Annotated in this window: 19 protein-coding genes; 2 read left to right on the forward strand and 17 right to left on the reverse strand. The window is 72.4% G+C overall.

All coding sequences use genetic code 11. The features are described 5' to 3' along the window. Positions 1–120: 120 nt before the first annotated feature. The 14 genes from MOV08_RS16175 to MOV08_RS16240 all read right to left on the reverse strand — a co-directional run bounded on the left by MOV08_RS16175 (position 121) and on the right by MOV08_RS16240 (position 11,373). A complete protein-coding gene (locus tag MOV08_RS16175) occupies positions 121–705 on the reverse strand; it encodes a TetR/AcrR family transcriptional regulator (protein WP_275307843.1) in 585 nt (194 codons plus the stop codon). Between the two features lie 48 nt (positions 706–753). Then, positions 754–1,353, reverse strand: coding sequence for an OmpA family protein (locus MOV08_RS16180; protein ID WP_275307844.1), 600 nt, complete (start codon positions 1,351–1,353; stop codon positions 754–756). Between the two features lie 10 nt (positions 1,354–1,363). Continuing rightward, the gene (locus tag MOV08_RS16185) at positions 1,364–1,954 is read right to left on the reverse strand and encodes a hypothetical protein (RefSeq protein WP_039633217.1); all 591 of its coding nucleotides are present in this window, start codon (positions 1,952–1,954) and stop codon (positions 1,364–1,366) included. A 76-nt stretch (positions 1,955–2,030) separates the two neighbouring features. Beyond that, positions 2,031–2,714: a pilus assembly protein TadG-related protein gene (locus MOV08_RS16190; protein WP_275307845.1), complete on the reverse strand. Its 684-nt coding sequence runs from the start codon at positions 2,712–2,714 to the stop codon at positions 2,031–2,033. A 17-nt stretch (positions 2,715–2,731) separates the two neighbouring features. Further along, a complete protein-coding gene (locus tag MOV08_RS16195) occupies positions 2,732–2,896 on the reverse strand; it encodes a hypothetical protein (RefSeq protein WP_016573405.1) in 165 nt (54 codons plus the stop codon). A gap of 344 nt (positions 2,897–3,240) precedes the next feature. Further along, positions 3,241–3,687: a hypothetical protein gene (locus MOV08_RS16200; RefSeq protein ID WP_039633223.1), complete on the reverse strand. Its 447-nt coding sequence runs from the start codon at positions 3,685–3,687 to the stop codon at positions 3,241–3,243. Positions 3,688–3,689: 2 nt separating this feature from the next. After that, on the reverse strand, positions 3,690–4,583 hold the full coding sequence (locus MOV08_RS16205) for a DUF5936 domain-containing protein (RefSeq protein ID WP_039633226.1): 894 nt from the start codon (positions 4,581–4,583) through the stop codon (positions 3,690–3,692). Between the two features lie 28 nt (positions 4,584–4,611). Then, positions 4,612–5,559 (reverse strand): type II secretion system F family protein, encoded by a 948-nt coding sequence (locus MOV08_RS16210; RefSeq protein WP_275307846.1) that lies wholly within the window; start codon positions 5,557–5,559, stop codon positions 4,612–4,614. Next, the gene (locus tag MOV08_RS16215) at positions 5,556–6,896 is read right to left on the reverse strand and encodes a TadA family conjugal transfer-associated ATPase (RefSeq protein ID WP_039633229.1); all 1,341 of its coding nucleotides are present in this window, start codon (positions 6,894–6,896) and stop codon (positions 5,556–5,558) included. The genes MOV08_RS16210 and MOV08_RS16215 overlap by 4 nt, the downstream gene beginning before the upstream one ends. Then, a complete protein-coding gene (locus tag MOV08_RS16220) occupies positions 6,893–7,318 on the reverse strand; it encodes a TadE family protein (protein ID WP_275307847.1) in 426 nt (141 codons plus the stop codon). The genes MOV08_RS16215 and MOV08_RS16220 overlap by 4 nt, the downstream gene beginning before the upstream one ends. After that, on the reverse strand, positions 7,315–7,725 hold the full coding sequence (locus MOV08_RS16225; RefSeq protein WP_275307848.1) for a TadE/TadG family type IV pilus assembly protein: 411 nt from the start codon (positions 7,723–7,725) through the stop codon (positions 7,315–7,317). The genes MOV08_RS16220 and MOV08_RS16225 overlap by 4 nt, the downstream gene beginning before the upstream one ends. Before the next feature lie 3 nt (positions 7,726–7,728). Then, entirely contained in the window at positions 7,729–9,150 is a 1,422-nt protein-coding gene (locus tag MOV08_RS16230) for a CpaE/TadZ family protein (RefSeq protein WP_275307849.1), read from the reverse strand. Positions 9,151–9,163: 13 nt separating this feature from the next. Continuing rightward, positions 9,164–9,883, reverse strand: a complete 720-nt coding sequence (gene cpaB / locus MOV08_RS16235; protein ID WP_039633237.1) for a Flp pilus assembly protein CpaB — start codon at positions 9,881–9,883, stop codon at positions 9,164–9,166. A 113-nt stretch (positions 9,884–9,996) separates the two neighbouring features. Further along, entirely contained in the window at positions 9,997–11,373 is a 1,377-nt protein-coding gene (locus MOV08_RS16240; protein WP_275307850.1) for a hypothetical protein, read from the reverse strand. A 312-nt stretch (positions 11,374–11,685) separates the two neighbouring features. On the opposite strand from MOV08_RS16240, the gene MOV08_RS16245 reads away from it, so the two are divergent. Further along, positions 11,686–12,759 (forward strand): chitinase, encoded by a 1,074-nt coding sequence (locus MOV08_RS16245; RefSeq protein ID WP_420834166.1) that lies wholly within the window; start codon positions 11,686–11,688, stop codon positions 12,757–12,759. Between the two features lie 102 nt (positions 12,760–12,861). On the opposite strand, the gene MOV08_RS16250 is transcribed toward MOV08_RS16245, so the two are convergent. Beyond that, complete coding sequence (locus MOV08_RS16250) at positions 12,862–13,743, reverse strand: S1 family peptidase (protein WP_275307851.1); 882 nt, start codon at positions 13,741–13,743, stop codon at positions 12,862–12,864. Positions 13,744–14,020: 277 nt separating this feature from the next. Between MOV08_RS16250 and MOV08_RS16255 the strand changes: the two genes are divergently transcribed. Further along, a complete protein-coding gene (locus MOV08_RS16255) occupies positions 14,021–15,352 on the forward strand; it encodes a M14 family metallopeptidase (RefSeq protein ID WP_275307852.1) in 1,332 nt (443 codons plus the stop codon). A gap of 130 nt (positions 15,353–15,482) precedes the next feature. Here the strand turns inward: MOV08_RS16255 and MOV08_RS16260 are convergent, their stop codons facing one another. Next, complete coding sequence (locus MOV08_RS16260; protein ID WP_275307853.1) at positions 15,483–17,015, reverse strand: GntP family permease; 1,533 nt, start codon at positions 17,013–17,015, stop codon at positions 15,483–15,485. A gap of 143 nt (positions 17,016–17,158) precedes the next feature. Then, positions 17,159–17,569 (reverse strand): RidA family protein, encoded by a 411-nt coding sequence (locus MOV08_RS16265; RefSeq protein WP_039633249.1) that lies wholly within the window; start codon positions 17,567–17,569, stop codon positions 17,159–17,161. Positions 17,570–17,582 lie beyond the last annotated feature (13 nt).

A 17,582-nucleotide genomic window follows, 5' to 3' on the forward strand; every position in this document is an offset into this window, starting at 1 on the left:
GATGGATCAGTACAAAATCAGGGCAGAGGCAGAGGCAGAGGCAGAGGCAGAGGCAGGGGCAGGGGGCAGCCAGGGGTGGGACCGTGGCAGGGCGGTCGGAGGGCTTCGGGCGGGGCGGCGCTAGAAGGCCGTGAGGGTGGCGTCGGCGACGCCTTCCAGGGCGGCGCGGTCGACGCCGGCGCGGGCCGAGACGCGAATGCCGCCGATCGCGGCGATGAGGAGGTGGGCGAGAGTGCGGGAGTCCCTGTCGGCGGCGATGTCGCCGTCGCGCTGACCGCGCTCGATCACGGCGCGGACCATCTCCAGGCGCACGCCGTAGTCCCGCTCCAGGGTGGCGGCCACCGGGGCGTCGTGGGACGCGACCTCGATGGCGGTGTTGACGACGAGACAGCCGCGGCCGTCGGGGTGGCGGGTGAACTCCTCGTCGATGATGCGCTGGAGGACGCCGCGCAGCTTCTGGCGGGCGGTGCGGGTGTCGTCGTCGAGGAACTCGGTGAGCTCGGCGTTCTTGCACTCCATGTAGCGGGCCAGGGCACGCTCGAAGAGGTCGTGCTTGCTCTTGAAGGTGTTGTAGATGCTGCTGCGGCCCAGGCCGGTGGCGTCGCACAGGTCCTGGGTGGACGTCGCTTCATAGCCGGCGGCCCAGAACGCCTCCATCGCGGCGTCGACCGCCCGCACCTCGTCGAACTTCCTGGGTCGGGCCATGGGGCAACGGTAACAGTTATTGGATCAGTCGGTCCAATACGGGGGCCGTCAGCCGCCACGCGGGAAGCTGACCTCGACGCGGCGGTTCTTCCGGCGGCCGGCCTCGGTGCTGTTGTCCGCGATCGGGTACTGCTCGCCGTAGCCGCGGATCTCGAAGGTGATCCCGGAGCCGAGGTCGACGGCGAGTTCCTGCTGGACGGCGTTGGCGCGCTGCTTGGACAGGACCAGGCCGTGCGCGGCGGAGCCGAGGTTGTCGGTGAAGCCGAAGACCCGCAGGTGGGTGGCGTGTTGCTTCCTGACCTCGTCGGCGATGGCGCTGATCCGGGCCAGCGCGTCGGTCGACAGGTCGGCACTGTCCTTGCCGAACAGGACCTCGGCCTGGAGCGCGAAGGTGATGTTGTCGTTGGTGTCCTGCCGGCGCTCGGAGCCGTCGTCGGTCTCGACGATGGACTTGATGTTGAGGACCTTGGGCGGGGCGAGCGTGGCGCCCTGGACCATCCGCAGGTTGGGGTTGGTGGGGTCGATGCGGACCGGGGCGGTGGTGTCCTCGGTGACGCCCGGCGGGTCGGCGTGGGCGGCGGGGGCGGTCAGGGCGACGGTCAGCAGGAGCGCGGCGGCGGCCGTGAGGGCCGTGCGGGAGGCGGTCATGGCGGGCGGCTCAATCGGAGATCTTGATGGTGGCCGGCGGCAGGGTCGGCAGCTGGAAGTCGACCTCGGTCACCTTGGCGGGCGGGGCCGGGAACTGCGCGAAGATCGGGCGGCTCTGGCCCGGCAGCAGTCCGCTCAGGCCCGTCGTACACAGGCATTCGCCATTGGTGTCGCGGAGGACGAGATAGCGCTTCTTGCCCGTCTTGTCGACCAAAGTGGCGCCCGAGACGGACGAACGCGACTTCAGCTCGGTCTCGTTGGAGCGCCAGTCGATGGCGTTGAAGGCGCGGGTGCCGTGGTTGGTGACGGTGCCCTCGACGGTGACGAAGCCGCCGGCGTCGCGGACCGCGGAGCTCAGGGTGACCACGACGCCGTCCGGGCCCTTCATCTCGCCGATGACCTTGTCGGCGTCGGCCGCCGGGGAGCCGGCGCCGCCGTCGTCGGGGGTGGCGCTGTGGGCGGCCGGCTTCTTGTGGTCCGATGCCTGCGCGCCGCCGTCGTCGTCGCCACCACCGCAGCCGGCCACGAGGAGGGCCAGGCCGACCGCGCTCGCCGTGGCGACCGCTCCCCTGGCGGCCTTCGTGGTGCGCCGAATGCTCATGGATCCGTTCCTTCGGTGAGTGCGATCGGGAGGTCGGTGGGGCTCACGGGGCGGCGGGTCTCGGGGTGGGCGGCGGTCACCGGGCCAGGCGTACGGAGAACAGGTCGGCGGCCGTGGGGAAGTCCTGGAGGTGGTCGGGGTCGAGCGTGAGGCCCTTGCCGTCGCAGGTGAGCGTGCGGGGGGCGGGCCTGGGGTCCTTGCCGCCGCCGGGAGTGGGGGTGGGGGTGGGGGTGGAGACGGGGGTGGGCCGGGTCGAGGGGGTGTCGGCGGCGAAGGTGCAGCGGGGGACGACGACCGCCTTCGCCTCGGCGGCGGCGTGGGCGCTCCCGGTGCCCGGGATGACCGAATCGCCCACGGGGCGGCGGGACTTCACGGTGACGGCGAAGGACGTCGGCCAGGAGTCCGGGGTGCAGGACGAGACCGCGGCGCCGTTGCGTCCGGCGTACCAGCCGGCGTTCGTGCAGGCCGGGTCGGAGGGGGCGCCGCGGCCGGCGAGGAGTTCCTCCCAGGCCGTCGGGTCGCCGGTGCCGTCGCGGAATCCGGCGAGGAAGCCCTCGCGCAGGTCCTCGCGGTACTTCTGGCCGGCGGCGAGCGCGGCGGCGTCGGCGGCGGTCTGCGCGCCGTTGCGGCTGGCCGCCGCCTGGCCTACGGCGAAGAAGGCGAGCGCGAGGAAGAGCAGGCCGCCGATCGCGACGAGGTAGATCGGCAGGGTCTGCCCGGCGTCGCGCCGGCGGCGGCGCGTGACGGTGGTGGCCGGCACGGGCGGAGTGTCGGGAGCTAGATCCCGACGACGTCGGAGATCTTGTTGGCGATGGCGTTGGCGATCTGACTGCCGAAGTCCGTGGTCGACAGCACCAGGACGATCGCCACGACCACCGCGATGATGCCGAGGTACTCGATCGAGGTCTGTCCCCGGTCGTTCCTCACGATCCGCTTCGCCATCGTCTTCCCCTCCATGGGCCGCCGTCCCGCTCTGGTCCGGCCGGTGTGTCCCCGTGGTGCGCTCGTCCGCGCTCATGACACGAGAAAAGTACGCCGGAACGGCGTTCCCGGAACAGAGGTTCCGAACCTCCCCCTCGTCCGAAACCACCAACGAGGGAGGGGGCGTCGTGTTTCGGCCATCGCGCGTCACCTCGGCCACCCCCGCTCCCCCTCCGAAATCCCCCTGCCCATGCGCTCCGGTCGCCGCCCGCATCGCGGTGCGGGCGGCCGCCAGGCGCCACCACTGTGGCACAACTCGTTGCGCTTGCGAAGGGATTGGAGGGAACGCGGTCCCCGGACCGGTCTCATCCGGCCGGGAGGGCGGCCGGGCCCGGTGCCGCCAGCCCCGAGCAGTCGTAGCCGCCGGACGGGTCGGGCGCGTAGAGCACCCAGACCCCGAACACCTCCAGCAGCAACGGGAGTACGCCCAGGATCAGGACGGCCAGGGCGAGCCCGGAGGCGCGGGTCGCGGTGTGGTCCCAACCGCGCCGGGCCGCACCGCGGCACAGCGCCACGTACAGCATCGGCGCGGCGAGTCCGCAGGCCAGCCCCGCCCAGGCGGCGATGTGCATCCGCAAGGACGGGCCGAAGTAGTGGCAGTCGTGGAAGGTGTCGTGGGCGAACGCGGTGCCCTGGAGGAGGGCGAGGGCGGTGCCGAGGGCGACCAGGCCGGGGACGCCGAGGGCGGTCCAGCGGCGCCAGGTCGCCGGGGGTGCGTCCGAGAGGGCGGCGGAGGGTGTGGTGCGGGTCATGGTCACTTGCCCATCAGGGAGCCGAAGTCGGTGCCGGAGCCCAGGAAGAAGCCGGCGATGAGCAGGATCATCGTGGCCGGGACCATGAACGTGGTGACGACCATGGTGGCCTTGGGGACCGCGCGGGCGGCCCGCCGGCGGGCGTTCTGGGCGTCCGTGCGGCGCATGTCGTTGGCGATCTGGATCAGCGTCTCGACGATCGGCGAGCCCAGTTCCTCGCCCTGTTGGAGGGCGGTGACGAACTGTGCGACCTGCTCGGAGTCGTTGCGTTTGCGCAGCTCCTCGAAGGCGGCGCGGCGGCTGACGCCCATGTCCATCTGGCGCAGCGTGATGCGGAGTTCGTCGGCCCAGGGGCCCTCGTACCGCTCGGCGACCCGGTCCAGCGCCTGGCGGAAGCCCAGACCGGCGCTCACCACGACGGCCAGCACATCGAGAAAGTCCGGAAGCGTGCGCTCGATGGTGTCCTTGCGCTGGCGGATGGCCGCCCAGATGCCCACCTCCGTCCAGAACAGGCCGAACAGCACCATCAGGACGCCCAGCACCGGCTGGCCCTTGAGGAACATCACCAGCGCGCCGAAGAACCCCAGGCCGCCGTAGACCGCGCGGCGGGCGGCGTAGCGGTCGACGGTGAGGCCGCCGGGGTTGCCCGCCAGGTCGATCCGGCGGCGGACCCGCGCCACCCGCTTCTCGCCCATCAGCCGCAGGACGAGCGGGGCGTAGCGCATGCCGGTGCGGTCCACGGCCGAGCCGACGGCGGTGGTCCGGGTCGCGCCGACCTCCAGGGACAGCGCGAGGTCGGGCGGCAGCCGGGCCTCGCGGCGGTAGAGCGCGATCCCGCAGCAGATGCCGACGACCGACAGGGCGAGCGCGAGGGCCAGCAGGATTCCGATTGCCATCAGTCCTTCTTTCGGCAGCTGACAGGCCCTAGACGTCGATCTTGGAGAGCCGGCGGATGAGGAAGAAGCCGAGTCCGTAGAGGACGAAGGCCGCCACGACCGCGAGCTGGCCGAGGAAGGACGAGGTCATCCGGTCGATGGCGCCCGGGGCGATGCGGTTCATCAGCAGCAGGGTGCCGATGCCGAGCAGCGGGACGACATAGGCGGTGACCACGATCTGGGAGAGCTGGGTGCGGACCTCGCGACGGGTCTCCTTGCGCTCCTCCAGGGTCTTGGTGAGGTTGCGCAGCGAGCCGACGACGGTGCCGCCGGCGCGGTTGGCGAGCACCAACGTGGTGACCAGGACGACCAGTTCGCGGGAGGGCAGGCGTTCGGCCAGCTCCCCGAGGGCGTCGTCGATGGAGTGGCCGACGGCGAGCTTGTCGGAGACCTTCGCCAGCTCCTCGCCGGCCGGGGCCTCCAGTTCCTCGGCCGCCATGGCCAGCGCGGTGCGCAGGGCGAGGCCGGCCTGGGTGGCGTTGGCGAGGATCCGGGAGAGTTCGGGGAGCTGGTTGATGAACCGCTCGATCCGTTTCTGCCGCTGCCAGTTGAGGAAGGCGAACGCCGCCCAGACCGCGATCACCGCGGCGATCGGCCCGAAGAACGGGGCGAGGACGGCCTGCGCGGCCACCCACAGCCCGACCACCGTGGCGACCATGTAGACGAAGAACTCGCCGGGGGTGAGCTCCAGTCCGGTGGCGGCCAGCCGGAGTTCCAGTCGGCGGCCGAACCGGGTGGTGCGCAGGGTGCGGTCGACGGACGGGAAGCGGCGGCGCCGGTCGGCCACCGGCAGCCCCCGCGCGTCGTCCAACCGGTCGACGATGGCCTGGCGCTGGGCGCGCCCGGAGGCGTAGACGCGGACGCCGGCGACGGCGAGCGCGCCGGCGAGCACGGTGGCGCCGAGGGCGAGCAGGGCGAGGGCGTTCCCGCCGGTCATGAGGTGGCCTTCCGGGTGGCGAGTTGGTCGTCGGTGGCCGCCACGCCGAAGGCGGGCGGGGCGGCCTCGCCCGCCATGAAGAGGCGTTCGGCGACCCGGCGGGGCAGCGGGAAGTAGCGGAAGGCGCCTTTCACCACGCGGTCGGCGCCCATCGGGTCGGCCTCGAAGCGGCAGACCGTGACGATCCGGTAGTCCTCGTGGCCGCGCGAGTCCAGCAGGGCGATCTCACTGATCCGGCGGGAGCCGTCGGCGTGCCGGGTGAGCTGGACGAGGCAGTCGACGGCGCTGTTGATCTGGTCGCGCAGCGCCTCGAAGGGGAGGGTGACGTCGGACATGGCGGCCAGCGTCTGGAGCCGCATCAGGGCGTCCTCGGCGCTGTTGGCGTGGACGGTGGCCAGCGAGCCGTCGTGGCCGGTGGACATCGCCTGGAGCATGTCGAGGGTCTCGCCGCCGCGGACCTCGCCGACGATGATCCGGTCGGGGCGCATCCGCAGCGAGTTGCGGACCAGGTCGCGGATGGTGATCCGGCCCTTGCCCTCGACGTTGGGCGGGCGGGATTCGAGCCGGATGACGTGGCTCTGCTGGAGCTGGAGTTCGGCGGCGTCCTCGACGGTGATGATCCGCTCGCCGTCCGGGATCAGGCCGGAGAGGGCGTTGAGGAGGGTGGTCTTGCCGGCGCCGGTGGCCCCGGAGACGACGACGTTGAACTTGGCGCGGACCAGCCCGGCCAGCAGCATCAGCGTCTGCTCGTCGAGGGTGCCGATGCCGATGAGCTCGGCGAGGGTGTAGGCGCGCGGGAAGCGGCGGATGGTGAGGGTGGCGCCGTTGAGGGCCAGCGGCGGGATGATGACGTTGACCCGCTCGCCGGTGGGCAGGCGGGCGTCGACCATCGGATTGGACTCGTCCACGCGGCGGTTGACGGTGGAGACGATCCGCTCGATGGTCTGCATGAGCTGTTCGTGGGAGGCGAAGCGGACGGGTACCGGCTCGACCCGGCCGTGCCGTTCGACGTAGACCTGGTCCGGGCCGTTGACCATGATCTCGGTGATCGAGGAGTCCTCCAGGAGCGGTTCGAGGACCCCGAGTCCGAGCGCCTCGTCGACCACCCGGCGGATGAGCTGGCCGCGTTCGGCGGTGGACAGGACCGGGCCCTCGCGGCTGATGATGTGCCCCAGGACGCGTTCCAGCCGGGAGCGGCGCTCGGCGGCGGACAGCGAGGACATCTCGGCGAGGTCGATCTCCTCCAGCAGCTTGGCGCGGTAGACGGCGACCAGGTGGCCGTCCTGGCGGGCCTCGCCGGCCGGTTCGGGCGCGACGATCCGGGCTTTCAGGCTCATCGCGACGGTGCTCCTTCGGGGCGGGGCATGGTGGCGCTGCGGCGCGCGGAGCCGAAGTCGGCGCCGGGGACGATCGAGGGGATCCGCACGGTCGCGGTGGCGCTGACCGTGTCGCCGGAGCCGGCGACGGAGATGGTGGCGCGGTGGGCGACCCAGGCGCTGATCGCGGCCCGGCCGGCGCTCTGCGGGTCGGTCTCCTGGTCGACGCGGTCCATCGCGGCGGTGCGGGCCGCGGCGCGCGCGGCGGTGCCGGCCTGCTGGACGGCGTAGGCGGCCAGGCCCAGTTGGACGGTGGCGAGGGCGACGATCAGCAGGACCGGGAGGATGCCGAGGAACTCCAGGGAGGCGGAGCCGCGGTCGCGGGGGCGGGGGCGGGGGCGCCGGCGGGTCCGGGAGCGGGCGGCGGGGGGCCGGTGGGTCATCGGTCTGCTGCCTCCTTGGCGGCGCCGGCGGTGCCGGTGACCGTCCAGGGGAAGGCGCCGGCGCCGGGGAAGAGCACCGGGACCTCGATCTGGACCGTGGCCTTCCACAGGCCCGGCTGGGTGGTGCAACTGGTGCGGGAACCACCCCGCCAGGCGCGCGGGAGCTGGTGCGCGGCGACGGTGCGGCAGGCGCCGGCGCCGCCGCCGTCGAGTGCGGTGGCGGCCCGCGCGCCCCGGTCGGCGGCGTGCGCGGCGAGCGCGTAGGTGTAGCCGACCAGCGCGAACTGCCAGAGCAGGACGAGCACGACGAGGATCAGCGGGAGGAGTCCGAGGAACTCGACGGAGATCTGGCCGCGGTCGCGGTGGCGACTGCCCGGCGCCCGGCCGGGCCCTGCGGGACGCCGCATCGGTCAGCCCTCCTCGTAGGGGCCGGCCTGGTCGTACGGGCCGAACCGGCCGGCGGGGCCGGTGCCGGTGCCCGGTGCGGCCCCTGGGGGCGGCCCCTGGAGCGTCCCGGACGCGGGAGCCGCCCCGGTGGTGAGCGCCTTGCGCTTGCGCCCGGTGAGCATGGGGCGGGTGCGGTGGCCGCCGCGGCCGGGCCGGACGGCCGGAGCGCCGGCCAGGCCCAGTTCGCCGGCGAGCTCCCACAGGGCCGCGCGGACCGTCGAGCGGGCGTCGAGGTCCTGCATGCGGCCCGCGTCGACGCAGGGCTGGAGCTCCTTGAAGGCCGCCGGCACCGGGGTCCGGGCGACCTGGGTGCCGGTGGCCTTGGCGACCAGCGACGGCTGGATCTCGGTGTGGCGGGTGAAGCGGTTGACGACCGTGGTGGTGTCCTCGGCCTTGCGGATCCGGAGCCGGTCCCACAGCCGCACCTGGCGTTTGGCGGCCCGCACGCAGACCACGTCCGGGGTGGTCACCAGCAGGGCCACGTCGGCGAGTTCGACGGCGGCGGCGTTGGCGGACTGCATCTGGGAGCCGCAGTCCGCGACGACCACGTCGTAGCGGGAGCGCAGGGCGGTGACGATCTGCCGGGCCGCACGGTCGTCGACCTCCTCGCCCCGTTCGCCCTCCTCGGGTGCCAGCAGCAGTCCCAGTCCGGTGTGGTGGGCGTGGACCGCGTCCTGGAGGACCCGGGCGGAGAGGTCCTGGATCCCGGCGAGGTCCACGACCGAGCGGCGGAACTGGACGTCGAGGTAGGAGCCGATGTCGCCGGATTGGAGGTCGAGGTCGACCAGGGCGACCCGGCGGCCGGCGGCCCGTGCGGCGAGCGCCAGGTGGACCGCGGTGACGGTGGTGCCGACACCGCCCTTGGCGCCGGTGACGGTGACGAGGGTGCCGGTCGGCGCGGGCAGCGCGTCCGGGTTGCCCCCCAGGTGGACGCGCACCCCGGCCGCCCACTGGGCCGCGGCCTGCACCCGGGCGGCCAACTCGTCGTACGCCAGGGGAAGTCCGACGATGCCCCGGGCGCCGGCGTCCATCGCGGCGGAGAACAGCGCGGGGCCGGCGTCGGCGGTGATCAGGACGACGCCGACGGCCGGGAAGCGGAGCGCCACCTCGCGGATCAGCTCCAGCGCGGGCACCGGGCCGATCCGCTCGTGGACCAGGACGACCTCGGGGAGCGCCTGGACGGCGGCGGCCGGTCCGGCGGGCGCGCCGCCGTCGGGGGGCTGCGTCGCGACGGGCGATCCGGCGGCCCCGGCCAGCGCGTTGAGCAGCGCGGTGGAGTCGGCGACGGCGGGCGCCGGTTCGGCGTCCGGCAGCTGGCCGAGGAGGGCGGCCAGGGCGCGGGCCGCGTCGGGGTCGCCGACTGCCGGGAGGATGCGGATGGTCACCTGGGCCTCCAGGTCACTTGTCGCCGTCGAGGGTGTAGGTGCGCTCGCCGGGCGGGATGGTGGCCTGGGTGCCGGGGGCGAGCAGGGCGAGTCGCACGTGGGTGGCGAACGACTCGGCGTAGGCGACGCGTTGGGCGTCCTCGGTGTCCAGCGCGAAGGTGATCGGGACGGCCTGGCCGGGCTGGCGGCCGGTGGCGGTGGTGTTGCCGGGGTCCTTGGCCTCCAGGGGCGTCAGCTTGCCCACGTCGATGACCTGGGCGCCGGCGACGATGACCTTGGAGACCGGCTTGTCCTCGGGGCGGCGGCCGTCGAAGGTGGCGTAGATGTTCACCCGGGAGCCTGGGTCGATCTTGCCGGCCACGCCGGTGGCGGCGTCGATCATGATGGCGATCTCCTGCTGTCCGGGCTTGAGCGCCGGCCGATCGACGATCATGTCGTCCTGGAGGAGCGAGCCCTTCCGCAGCGGGGTCACCGCGATCTTGCCGCTGACCTTGTCCAGGTCGGTCACGGCGGTGGGCGGCAGCCACCGCTGCGGAATCCTCACCTCTTCGAACTGCCCGGGATCCAGGGATTTATAGGCCGCGACATCCGACTTGAGCCGATAGGCGGTCCGCTCCGACCCGACCTTGGACTCGACGTTCCGGATCACCGACAGCACGCCGATGAAGGCGCCGACCGCACACAGGACGGACAGGAGCAGCAGGATCACTCCGCGGCGCTGGCGTGAGTTCATGGGTGGGGGACCTCGATCGGGACGGGGGCGGATCGGTCGGGGCGGGTGACGGACGGGACGGGCGCCGGTCGGCGGGGCCGGGCGCCGGGCGCGGCGGAGGGGGCCTCGGAGGTTCAGCGCACGTGGGCCACCCTCCGCGCGCCGCCGGGGAGGGTGCGGAGGTCGGGGTGGTCCGGGTCGCCGGTCAGGCCGGGCGGTGGGGCGGTCGGCCGCTGGACCGCGCCGGCCATGACGTCCGGGCCGCGGACGTCGAGGTGTCCGGGGCCGCCGCGGACACCGGGCACGCCGGGGCCGTACCGGACGCCCGTGCCGTGGGGCGCTCCCGTGACGGGCGGTACGCCGGTGATCTGGGGCGGGCCGGGGACCTGCGGCGCGCCGTCCGGGCCCGGCACTCCCGAGATGCCGACCACCCCGGGGACGCCGGCGGGCGCCACGGGTGACAGACCGCGCTGCCGCAGCGTTGAGCAGCCGGACGGATCGGGGGCGGGTGCCGCGGGGGGCGGGGGCGCACCCGGGGCGGGCGCCGTCGCCGCGAGCGCGGCCGGCGCCCCGGCTATGGCGGCGGGTTCCCGCCCGGCGGAGCCGCCGCCCGCCCGGTCGCGGGCCAGTGGCGCGGCGCAGAACGCGCAGCGGTCGCCGATGACTTCCTGGCCGCACCAGCCGCACTCCTCCCGCCGGACGGAGGCCACCAGGCGGCTGAGCAGCGCCGGGTCGGGGATGGCGGCGGCGAATTCGATCAGCTTCTGGGTGCCCCACCAGCGGGCGGACTCGGTGGGCAGGTGCGCCTCGTAGACGCCCTGCACCTGCCAGGCCGGGGCGAGCGCGGAGGTGACCCAGTCGGCGGTGAGCTGGCCGCGGGCGACGGCGAGTCGGGTGGCGAAGCCGGGCGGGCGGAGTCCGGCGTCGGTGCCGTGCCGGTCGACGTGGAGGAGTTGGGGCTGCGGGGTGGCCAGCACCGCGAAGTGCGCGCCGGGCAGCCAGGACTTCATGTGGGAGCGCAGGTCCACCTCGACCCGGTCCAGCCCGGTGACGCTGCCCAGCAGGGCGCCGGCGTGGACGTAGTGCGCCAGCAGCCGGGCCGCGCAGGCCAGTACGCCGGGGCTGAAGCCGCAGACCGACAACTGGCGCAGCTGGCGGGCGAGTACCGCGACGCCGAGCGGCGGCAGGGCGCTGGGCAGGATCGCGATCCGGTCGCTCTCCAGGACGGCGCGCAGGGTGTGCAGCCGACGGACGTGCTCCGGCGGGCAGGCAGCGGAGTACAGGACGACGAGGTGGCCGTGGTGTTCGAGGACCGCGCTGGTCTCCGTCAGGGCCTCGTCCAGCGGTTGCTGGTGCGGGGCGCGCAGGACGACCGCGGCGGGGGTCTGCCGGTCGAGGGGGGTGCTCCCCCAACTACCGCTGGGGGGACCCCCACCCTGCCCGAGCCAGGCCGAGGGCTCGGGGGCGGGCAGCGCGAGGTCCGGGCTGGTGACTGCAATCGCGGTCGGCACGTCGCTCCCCCACTCCTTCCGGCCTCCGGGGTTCCCGGGACCGCGGATCGGCACAGCTCTGCGCCATCGGCGCCATACGCTCAGCACTTTATCCACAGAGATACGTCCCGGAGAACACGTTCTGGGCTACTCGTCTTGCCCGTCGTTCCCCGGGGCGACTCCGCATGCGGTCCGAGCGGCGCACATCGGAACACCCTCTTCCGACCGGACCCTTGACACCGTTTATTGGTCTGGACCACCTTGTACGGCAAGCCCAGGGCCCCTGGACGCACACGGCACCACTCCCCAACCACCCCCCACACGGAGGCAGTCGTGGCTCGCGCACGCAGAGGAAGAGCCGGCATCGGAACGAGGAAGCGGACCCGGATCGACCGCGGACGGCTGCTGGCCGGGCTGGCCACCGCCGTGCTGGCGTCCGGCGGTCTGGTCGCCGCCGGCCCCGCCGGCACCGCCGGGGCGACCGGCCCGTCGGCGCGGCGGCCCGCCCCGGCGGCCGGCGCCGCGGCCGTCCCGAAGCACGCCCTCACGGGCTACTGGCAGAACTTCGACAACGGCGCGACCGTACAGAAGTTGAAGGACGTGGACGACGCCTACGACATCATCGCGGTGGCCTTCGCCGAGGCGACCGGTCAGCCGGGCGCCGTCACCTTCACCCTCGACCCGGCGCTCGGCTACGGTTCGGCGGCCGACTTCAAGGCGGACATCAAGGCCAAGCAGGCGGCCGGCAAGTCGGTGGTCCTCTCGGTCGGCGGCGAGAAGGGCTCGGTGGCGGTCGGCGACGACGCCTCCGCCCGGAACTTCGCCGACTCGATCAACGGCCTGATGGACGAGTACGGCTTCAACGGCGTCGACATCGACCTGGAGAACGGCCTCAACTCGACCTATATGACGCAGGCACTGAAGGCCGTCCACGCCAAGCACCCGGACGTCGTGGTGACCATGGCCCCGCAGACCATCGACATGCTGTCGCCGCAGAACGAGTACTTCAAGACGGCGCTGGCCATCAAGGACTTCCTGACCGTCGTCAACACGCAGTTCTACAACAGCGGTTCCATGAACGGCTGCGACGGCAAGGTCTACGCCCAGGGCTCGGTGGACTTCCTCACCGCGCTGGCCTGCACCCAGCTGGAGGGCGGGCTGGACCCGTCGCAGGTCGGCCTCGGCGTGCCGGCCTCGCCCCGCGCGGCGGGCGGCGGCTACGTCTCCCCTTCCGTGGTGAACGCCGCGCTGGACTGCCTGACCGCGGGCAGCAACTGCGGCTCGTTCAAACCGTCCCGGACGTATCCGGGGCTGCGGGGCGCGATGGCCTGGTCGACGAACTGGGACGCCGCGAACGGCGGCGCCTTCGCACGCCAGGTGGGCGGGCACGTCCACCAACTGCCCTAGGGCGCCCCTCAAGACGCCACCCCCCAAAAAAGAGGGCCGGGTCCCGTGCACGCGGTGCACGGGACCCGGTTCCTCAACAACTTCCGCTGCGGCGGTCCCCGGTCAGCGGCGCAGGCCCGACGGCTTGGGCAGGGTGCAGCCCGCGGCGTTCAGGTCGAGCTTGTTGCCGGTGCCGAAGCACTTGGGGATGCCGTAGGTCTCCTCGGCGTAGTTGATGCCCTTGTGGACGGTGACGTTGCCGTTCTCGTCCACCTCGCACGGGTTGTTCTCGGTGCAGCGCTCACCGTTCTCGTTGCCCGTGTTGTTGATGGCGGTGACCTTGCCGGTGGAGTTGTCGATCACCGGCGAACCGGAGGTGCCACCGATCGTCTTGCACTCGGGGGTGTAGCGGACGGAGTCCTTCCAGGCCCAGTCGCCCTCCTTGAGGGTGGGCACGAACCCGTCGATGCTGCAGCTGTAGGTCTTCTTCCAGTAGCCGGAGACGACGGTGATCCCGGCCCCCTTGGCGGGGTGGTCGGTGGACAGCTCCAGCGGCTTGATCCCGTACTTCTGCTCGATCTGCGCGTAGGTCGAGCCGGTCTCGTAGAGCGTCACGTCGGTGTCGGTCATGGTCGCGTAGGAGACCTTGGTGGCCTGGATCGAGCCCAGGTCGCCGGCCGACTTGTCCAGGACGGTGAAGCTGCGGCTGGAGGGCTGGTCGACTATCACCTGGCCCGGAGAGGGCATCCCGCTCTCCAGGCAGTGGCCGTTGGTCATCACCAGCGCCGGGTCGTTCGGCTGCGAGGTGGGCATCTTGACGATCGATCCGGAACAGTCGTCCAGCGCCACCGTGCCCGCGAAGTCGACGGCCTGGGTCCGCGGCGGCTTGGGCTTGTGGTGCGCGGCGGCGCCGACCGGGGCCGCGCCCGCCGGGGCGGCGGCGGTCACCAACGCGGCGGCGCCCAGGACCGCGGTGGCCAGGGTGCCGACGAGAGGTCGATACATGTGGGGGTCCTCTCAGCTCTGTGTCCGGAGGTCCACGGCGTCGGTTGCCCGCCGCCACTCCGGATTTGTCACGCGCATTGTTCGCCGAGCCCGGCTCCACGGCAATGAATTTGCGGGAAGAGAGAGGAAGTTGACCCTTCGCCGTCGCCGCGCGCCGTTTTCCCTCTACCCCACACCGCCCCCTCGACCACCTTGACTTGACCACATCTTGACCAGCTCATGCCAAGCCCCAAAACTGGTGGTGTCGCTTCGCCTCACACCCCCACAGGAGGACCGCATGCGACCACGTCCACGCGGCGCCCGGACCACCGTCCTCGCCGCGGCCTTCGCCCTCGCCCTCGCCGCCCCGCTCGCCGCGCAGGCACAGGGCACCCCGCCGGCCGGCCCCGCGGACGGCACCGGACGTCCGCACCAGTACGAGGTGACCGGCCTGGCCACCCCCTCGGACCGCTCCGCGCTCGCCGCCACCGGCGCCTCCGTCGACGAGGTGCACGGCCGCGCCACGGTCGTCACCGCCGACCGCGGTCAACTCGCCCTCGTCCGCGCGCTCGGCCACCCGGTCAGGCGACTGCCCGACCCACCGGCCTACGCGGCCACCGCCGCCCCCGGCGTCAAGGGCTTCCCGCCCGGATACACCAAGTACCACACCTACGAACAGGCGACCCAGGAGATCAACGCCCTGGTCGCCGCGTATCCGAGCATCCTCACCAAGACCGTCATCGGGAAGTCGCACGAGGGCCGGGACATCGTCGCCCTCAAACTCAGCAGGAACGCCGCCAAGGACGAGGCGGAGCCCGAGGTCCTCTTCACCGCGCACCAACACGCCCGGGAACACCTCACGGTGGAGATGTCCCTTTACCTCCTGAAGGAACTCACCTCGAAATACGGCTCCGACCCGCGCATCACCAAACTCCTGGACTCCCGCGAGATCTGGATCATCCCGGACCTGAATCCGGACGGCGGCGCCTATGACATCGCCTCCGGGCAGTTCCGCAGCTGGCGCAAGAACCGGCAGCCCAACTCCGGTTCGGGCAGCGTGGGCACCGACCTCAACCGCAACTGGGAATTCAAATGGGGCTGCTGCGGCGGCTCGTCCGGTTCGCCCTCCAGCGAGACCTACCGCGGCCCCTCGGCGGCGTCCTCGCCCGAGGTGCAGGTCGTCGCCAAGTTCGTGCGCGGTCGGGTGGTCGGCGGCCGGCAACAGATCACCGCCGCCATCGACTTCCACACCTACAGCGAACTGGTGATGTGGCCCTTCGGGTTCACCGACGACCCGACCGGACCCGGCATGACCCAGGACGACCACGACGCCTTCGCCGCGGTCGGCAGGAAGATGGCCGCCAGCAACGGCTACACCCCCGAGCAGTCCAGCGAGCTCTACATCACCGACGGGGCGATCGACGACTGGCTGTGGGGCGACCAGAAGATCTTCGCCTACACCTTCGAGATGTATCCGACGTCGGCCGGTGCGGGCGGTTTCTACCCCAAGGACACGGTGATTCCGCGGGAGACCGCGCGCAATCGCGAGGCGGTGCTCCAACTGCTGGAGAACGCGGACTGCATGTACCGCTCGATCGGCAAGGAAGGGCAGTACTGCAAGGCCGAGTGAACCGCGGCACGGCGAAGGACCGGGCGACCACCCGCACCGCCCGCGGCGGTGTCCCGGAACACTTCCTGGTGTTCCGGGACACCGCCCCGCGGCTCCATGGTCGATTCGCGGCGGTTCGCTGGAAGACCAGCTAGAAGACCAGGCTGAGCGCCGCCGCCACCGCGAATCCGACGACCGAGAGCACCGATTCCAGGACCGTCCAGGACTTCAGCGTGTCGCGTTCGGATATCCCGAAGTACTTGCTGACCATCCAGAACCCGCCGTCGTTGACGTGCGAGGCGAAGATCGAGCCCGCCGAGATCGCCATGATGACCAGCGCCAACCGGGCCTGGGAGAAGCCCTGCGCCTCGACCAGCGGCAGCACGATCCCGGCGGTGGTCACGATCGCCACCGTCGCCGAGCCCTGGGCCACCCGCAGGGCCAGCGAGAGCAGGTAGGCCAGCACGATCACCGGCAGGCCGACGTGGTGGAAGGTGTCCGACAGCGCGGTGGCCACCCCGCTGCCCTTGAGGACCGCGCCGAAGATCCCGCCCGCGCCGACGACCAGCAGGATGTTGCCGACCGGCTTGAGGGAGGAGGTGGAGACCTTCTCCAGGGACGTGCGGGACCAGCCGCGGCGCACGCCGAGCAGGTAGTACGCCAGCAGCAGGGCGAGGGTCAGGGCGACGAAGGGATGGCCGAGGAACTCGATGACCGAGCGGCCCCTGGAAGGGGCCAGCGCGATGGAGGAGAAGGTCGCCAGCAGAATCAGCACCAGCGGGGTGCCGATGATGGCGAGGACGGTGCCCAGCGCGACCGGCTTCTCCGGCGAGGTGCCGCCCCCGAGCTCTCCGGCAGGCTCCGAGCAGGGGGAACCCCCACCCCCTGTCTGCTCGGCGGCGACCGCGGCCCGGGCCTCCTCGGCGGCCTCGGCCATCTCCTGCGGCACCGGCACGAACAGCCGCTTGCCGATCCACGCGGCGTACCCCCAGGCTGCGAGCACCGCGGGCACCCCGCACAGCACGCCCATCAGGATGACCCAGCCCAGGTCGACCTTGAACAGGCCGGCCGCGGCCACCGGTCCGGGGTGCGGCGGGAGGAAGGCATGGGTCATGGACAGTCCGGCCAGCAGCGGCATGGCGTAGAGCACGATCGACCTGCCGCTCTTCTTGGCGGCGGCGTAGACGATCGGCGCCAGGACGAAGATGCCGACGTCGAAGAAGACCGGGATGCCGAAGATCAGGCCGGTCAGGCCCATCGCCAGCGGTGCCCGCCGCTCGCCGAAGAGGGCCAGCAGCCGGGCGCTCAACACTGCGGCCCCGCCGGAGACTTCGAGGATCGCGCCGAGCATGGTGCCCAGGCCGATGATGATGGCGACATGGCCGAGGATCCCGCCCATGCCGGTCTCGATCATGGAGACCGCGTCCGCCCGCGCGGAGTGCGCTGATAGATGCAGCTGGACCGTGCCGAGGAGTTCGGTGACCGAGAGGCCGGCGGCCAGGCCGACCGCGAGGGAGACGCCGAGCAGGGCGACGAAGGGCTGCAGCCTGACCTTCATGATCAGGAAGAGCAGCAGGGCGATGCCGAGGGCGGCGACGGTCAGCAGGCCGGGCGTGCCCGGTATCAGGGCGAGCAGTCCGCCGGTGTGGGGTGGCGGTGGGGCGGTGGGCGCGGCGAGGACCATGGGTGACTCCGTTGTCAGGCGTGATGTGTCCAGGCAGGGGGGACCGCGGCACGGCGCCCCGGTCGGACGGGGCGCCGTGCCGAGCGGCGTGCGGTGCGCGCGGCGGTGCGCTAACGGCGGGCGGTGCAAGGGGTGTTGACGCCTCAGCTCAGGACGGCGAGCGCGTCGATCTCGATGAGCAGGCCCTTGGGCAGGCCGACGTAGACGGTGGTCCGGGCGGCCGGGGCCTCGTTGAGGCCCTGCTCCTCGAAGTAGGCGTTGTAGATCTCGTTCATCTCGGCGAAGTGGTCCACGTCGGTGAGGTAGACGCGCATCATCATCACGTCGTCCCAGGTGGCGCCGCCCTCTTCGAGGATCGCCCGGACGTTGGCGAAGGTCTGGAGGGTCTGCTCGCGCAGCGTCGGGCCGGCCGGCGTCGGGGGCTGGCCCTCGACGGCGGGCAGGAAGCCGACCTGGCCGGCGACCTGGAGGATGTTGCCCTTCTTGACGCCGTGCGAGAACTTCGCGGGCGGGGTGGTGTGGGTGGCCGGGGTGAGGGCGATCTTCTCGCTCATGTGTGTCCTTCAG

Origin of the sequence: Streptomyces yunnanensis (assembly GCF_029011865.1) — a bacterium.
In the GTDB taxonomy this organism is placed as follows: domain Bacteria; phylum Actinomycetota; class Actinomycetes; order Streptomycetales; family Streptomycetaceae; genus Streptomyces; species Streptomyces yunnanensis.

Coding starts and splice junctions, on each gene's coding strand:
- MOV08_RS16200 (WP_039633223.1), bottom strand. CDS start 3,687: ATGACCCGCACCACACCCTCCGCCGCCCTCTCGGACGCACCCCCGGCG.
- MOV08_RS16180 (WP_275307844.1), bottom strand. CDS start 1,353: ATGACCGCCTCCCGCACGGCCCTCACGGCCGCCGCCGCGCTCCTGCTG.
- MOV08_RS16185 (WP_039633217.1), bottom strand. CDS start 1,954: ATGAGCATTCGGCGCACCACGAAGGCCGCCAGGGGAGCGGTCGCCACG.
- MOV08_RS16250 (WP_275307851.1), bottom strand. CDS start 13,743: ATGTATCGACCTCTCGTCGGCACCCTGGCCACCGCGGTCCTGGGCGCC.
- MOV08_RS16260 (WP_275307853.1), bottom strand. CDS start 17,015: ATGGTCCTCGCCGCGCCCACCGCCCCACCGCCACCCCACACCGGCGGA.
- MOV08_RS16220 (WP_275307847.1), bottom strand. CDS start 7,318: ATGACCCACCGGCCCCCCGCCGCCCGCTCCCGGACCCGCCGGCGCCCC.
- MOV08_RS16265 (WP_039633249.1), bottom strand. CDS start 17,569: ATGAGCGAGAAGATCGCCCTCACCCCGGCCACCCACACCACCCCGCCC.
- MOV08_RS16215 (WP_039633229.1), bottom strand. CDS start 6,896: ATGAGCCTGAAAGCCCGGATCGTCGCGCCCGAACCGGCCGGCGAGGCC.
- cpaB (WP_039633237.1), bottom strand. CDS start 9,883: ATGAACTCACGCCAGCGCCGCGGAGTGATCCTGCTGCTCCTGTCCGTC.
- MOV08_RS16205 (WP_039633226.1), bottom strand. CDS start 4,583: ATGGCAATCGGAATCCTGCTGGCCCTCGCGCTCGCCCTGTCGGTCGTC.
- MOV08_RS16225 (WP_275307848.1), bottom strand. CDS start 7,725: ATGCGGCGTCCCGCAGGGCCCGGCCGGGCGCCGGGCAGTCGCCACCGC.
- MOV08_RS16175 (WP_275307843.1), bottom strand. CDS start 705: ATGGCCCGACCCAGGAAGTTCGACGAGGTGCGGGCGGTCGACGCCGCG.
- MOV08_RS16255 (WP_275307852.1), top strand. CDS start 14,021: ATGCGACCACGTCCACGCGGCGCCCGGACCACCGTCCTCGCCGCGGCC.
- MOV08_RS16210 (WP_275307846.1), bottom strand. CDS start 5,559: ATGACCGGCGGGAACGCCCTCGCCCTGCTCGCCCTCGGCGCCACCGTG.
- MOV08_RS16195 (WP_016573405.1), bottom strand. CDS start 2,896: ATGGCGAAGCGGATCGTGAGGAACGACCGGGGACAGACCTCGATCGAG.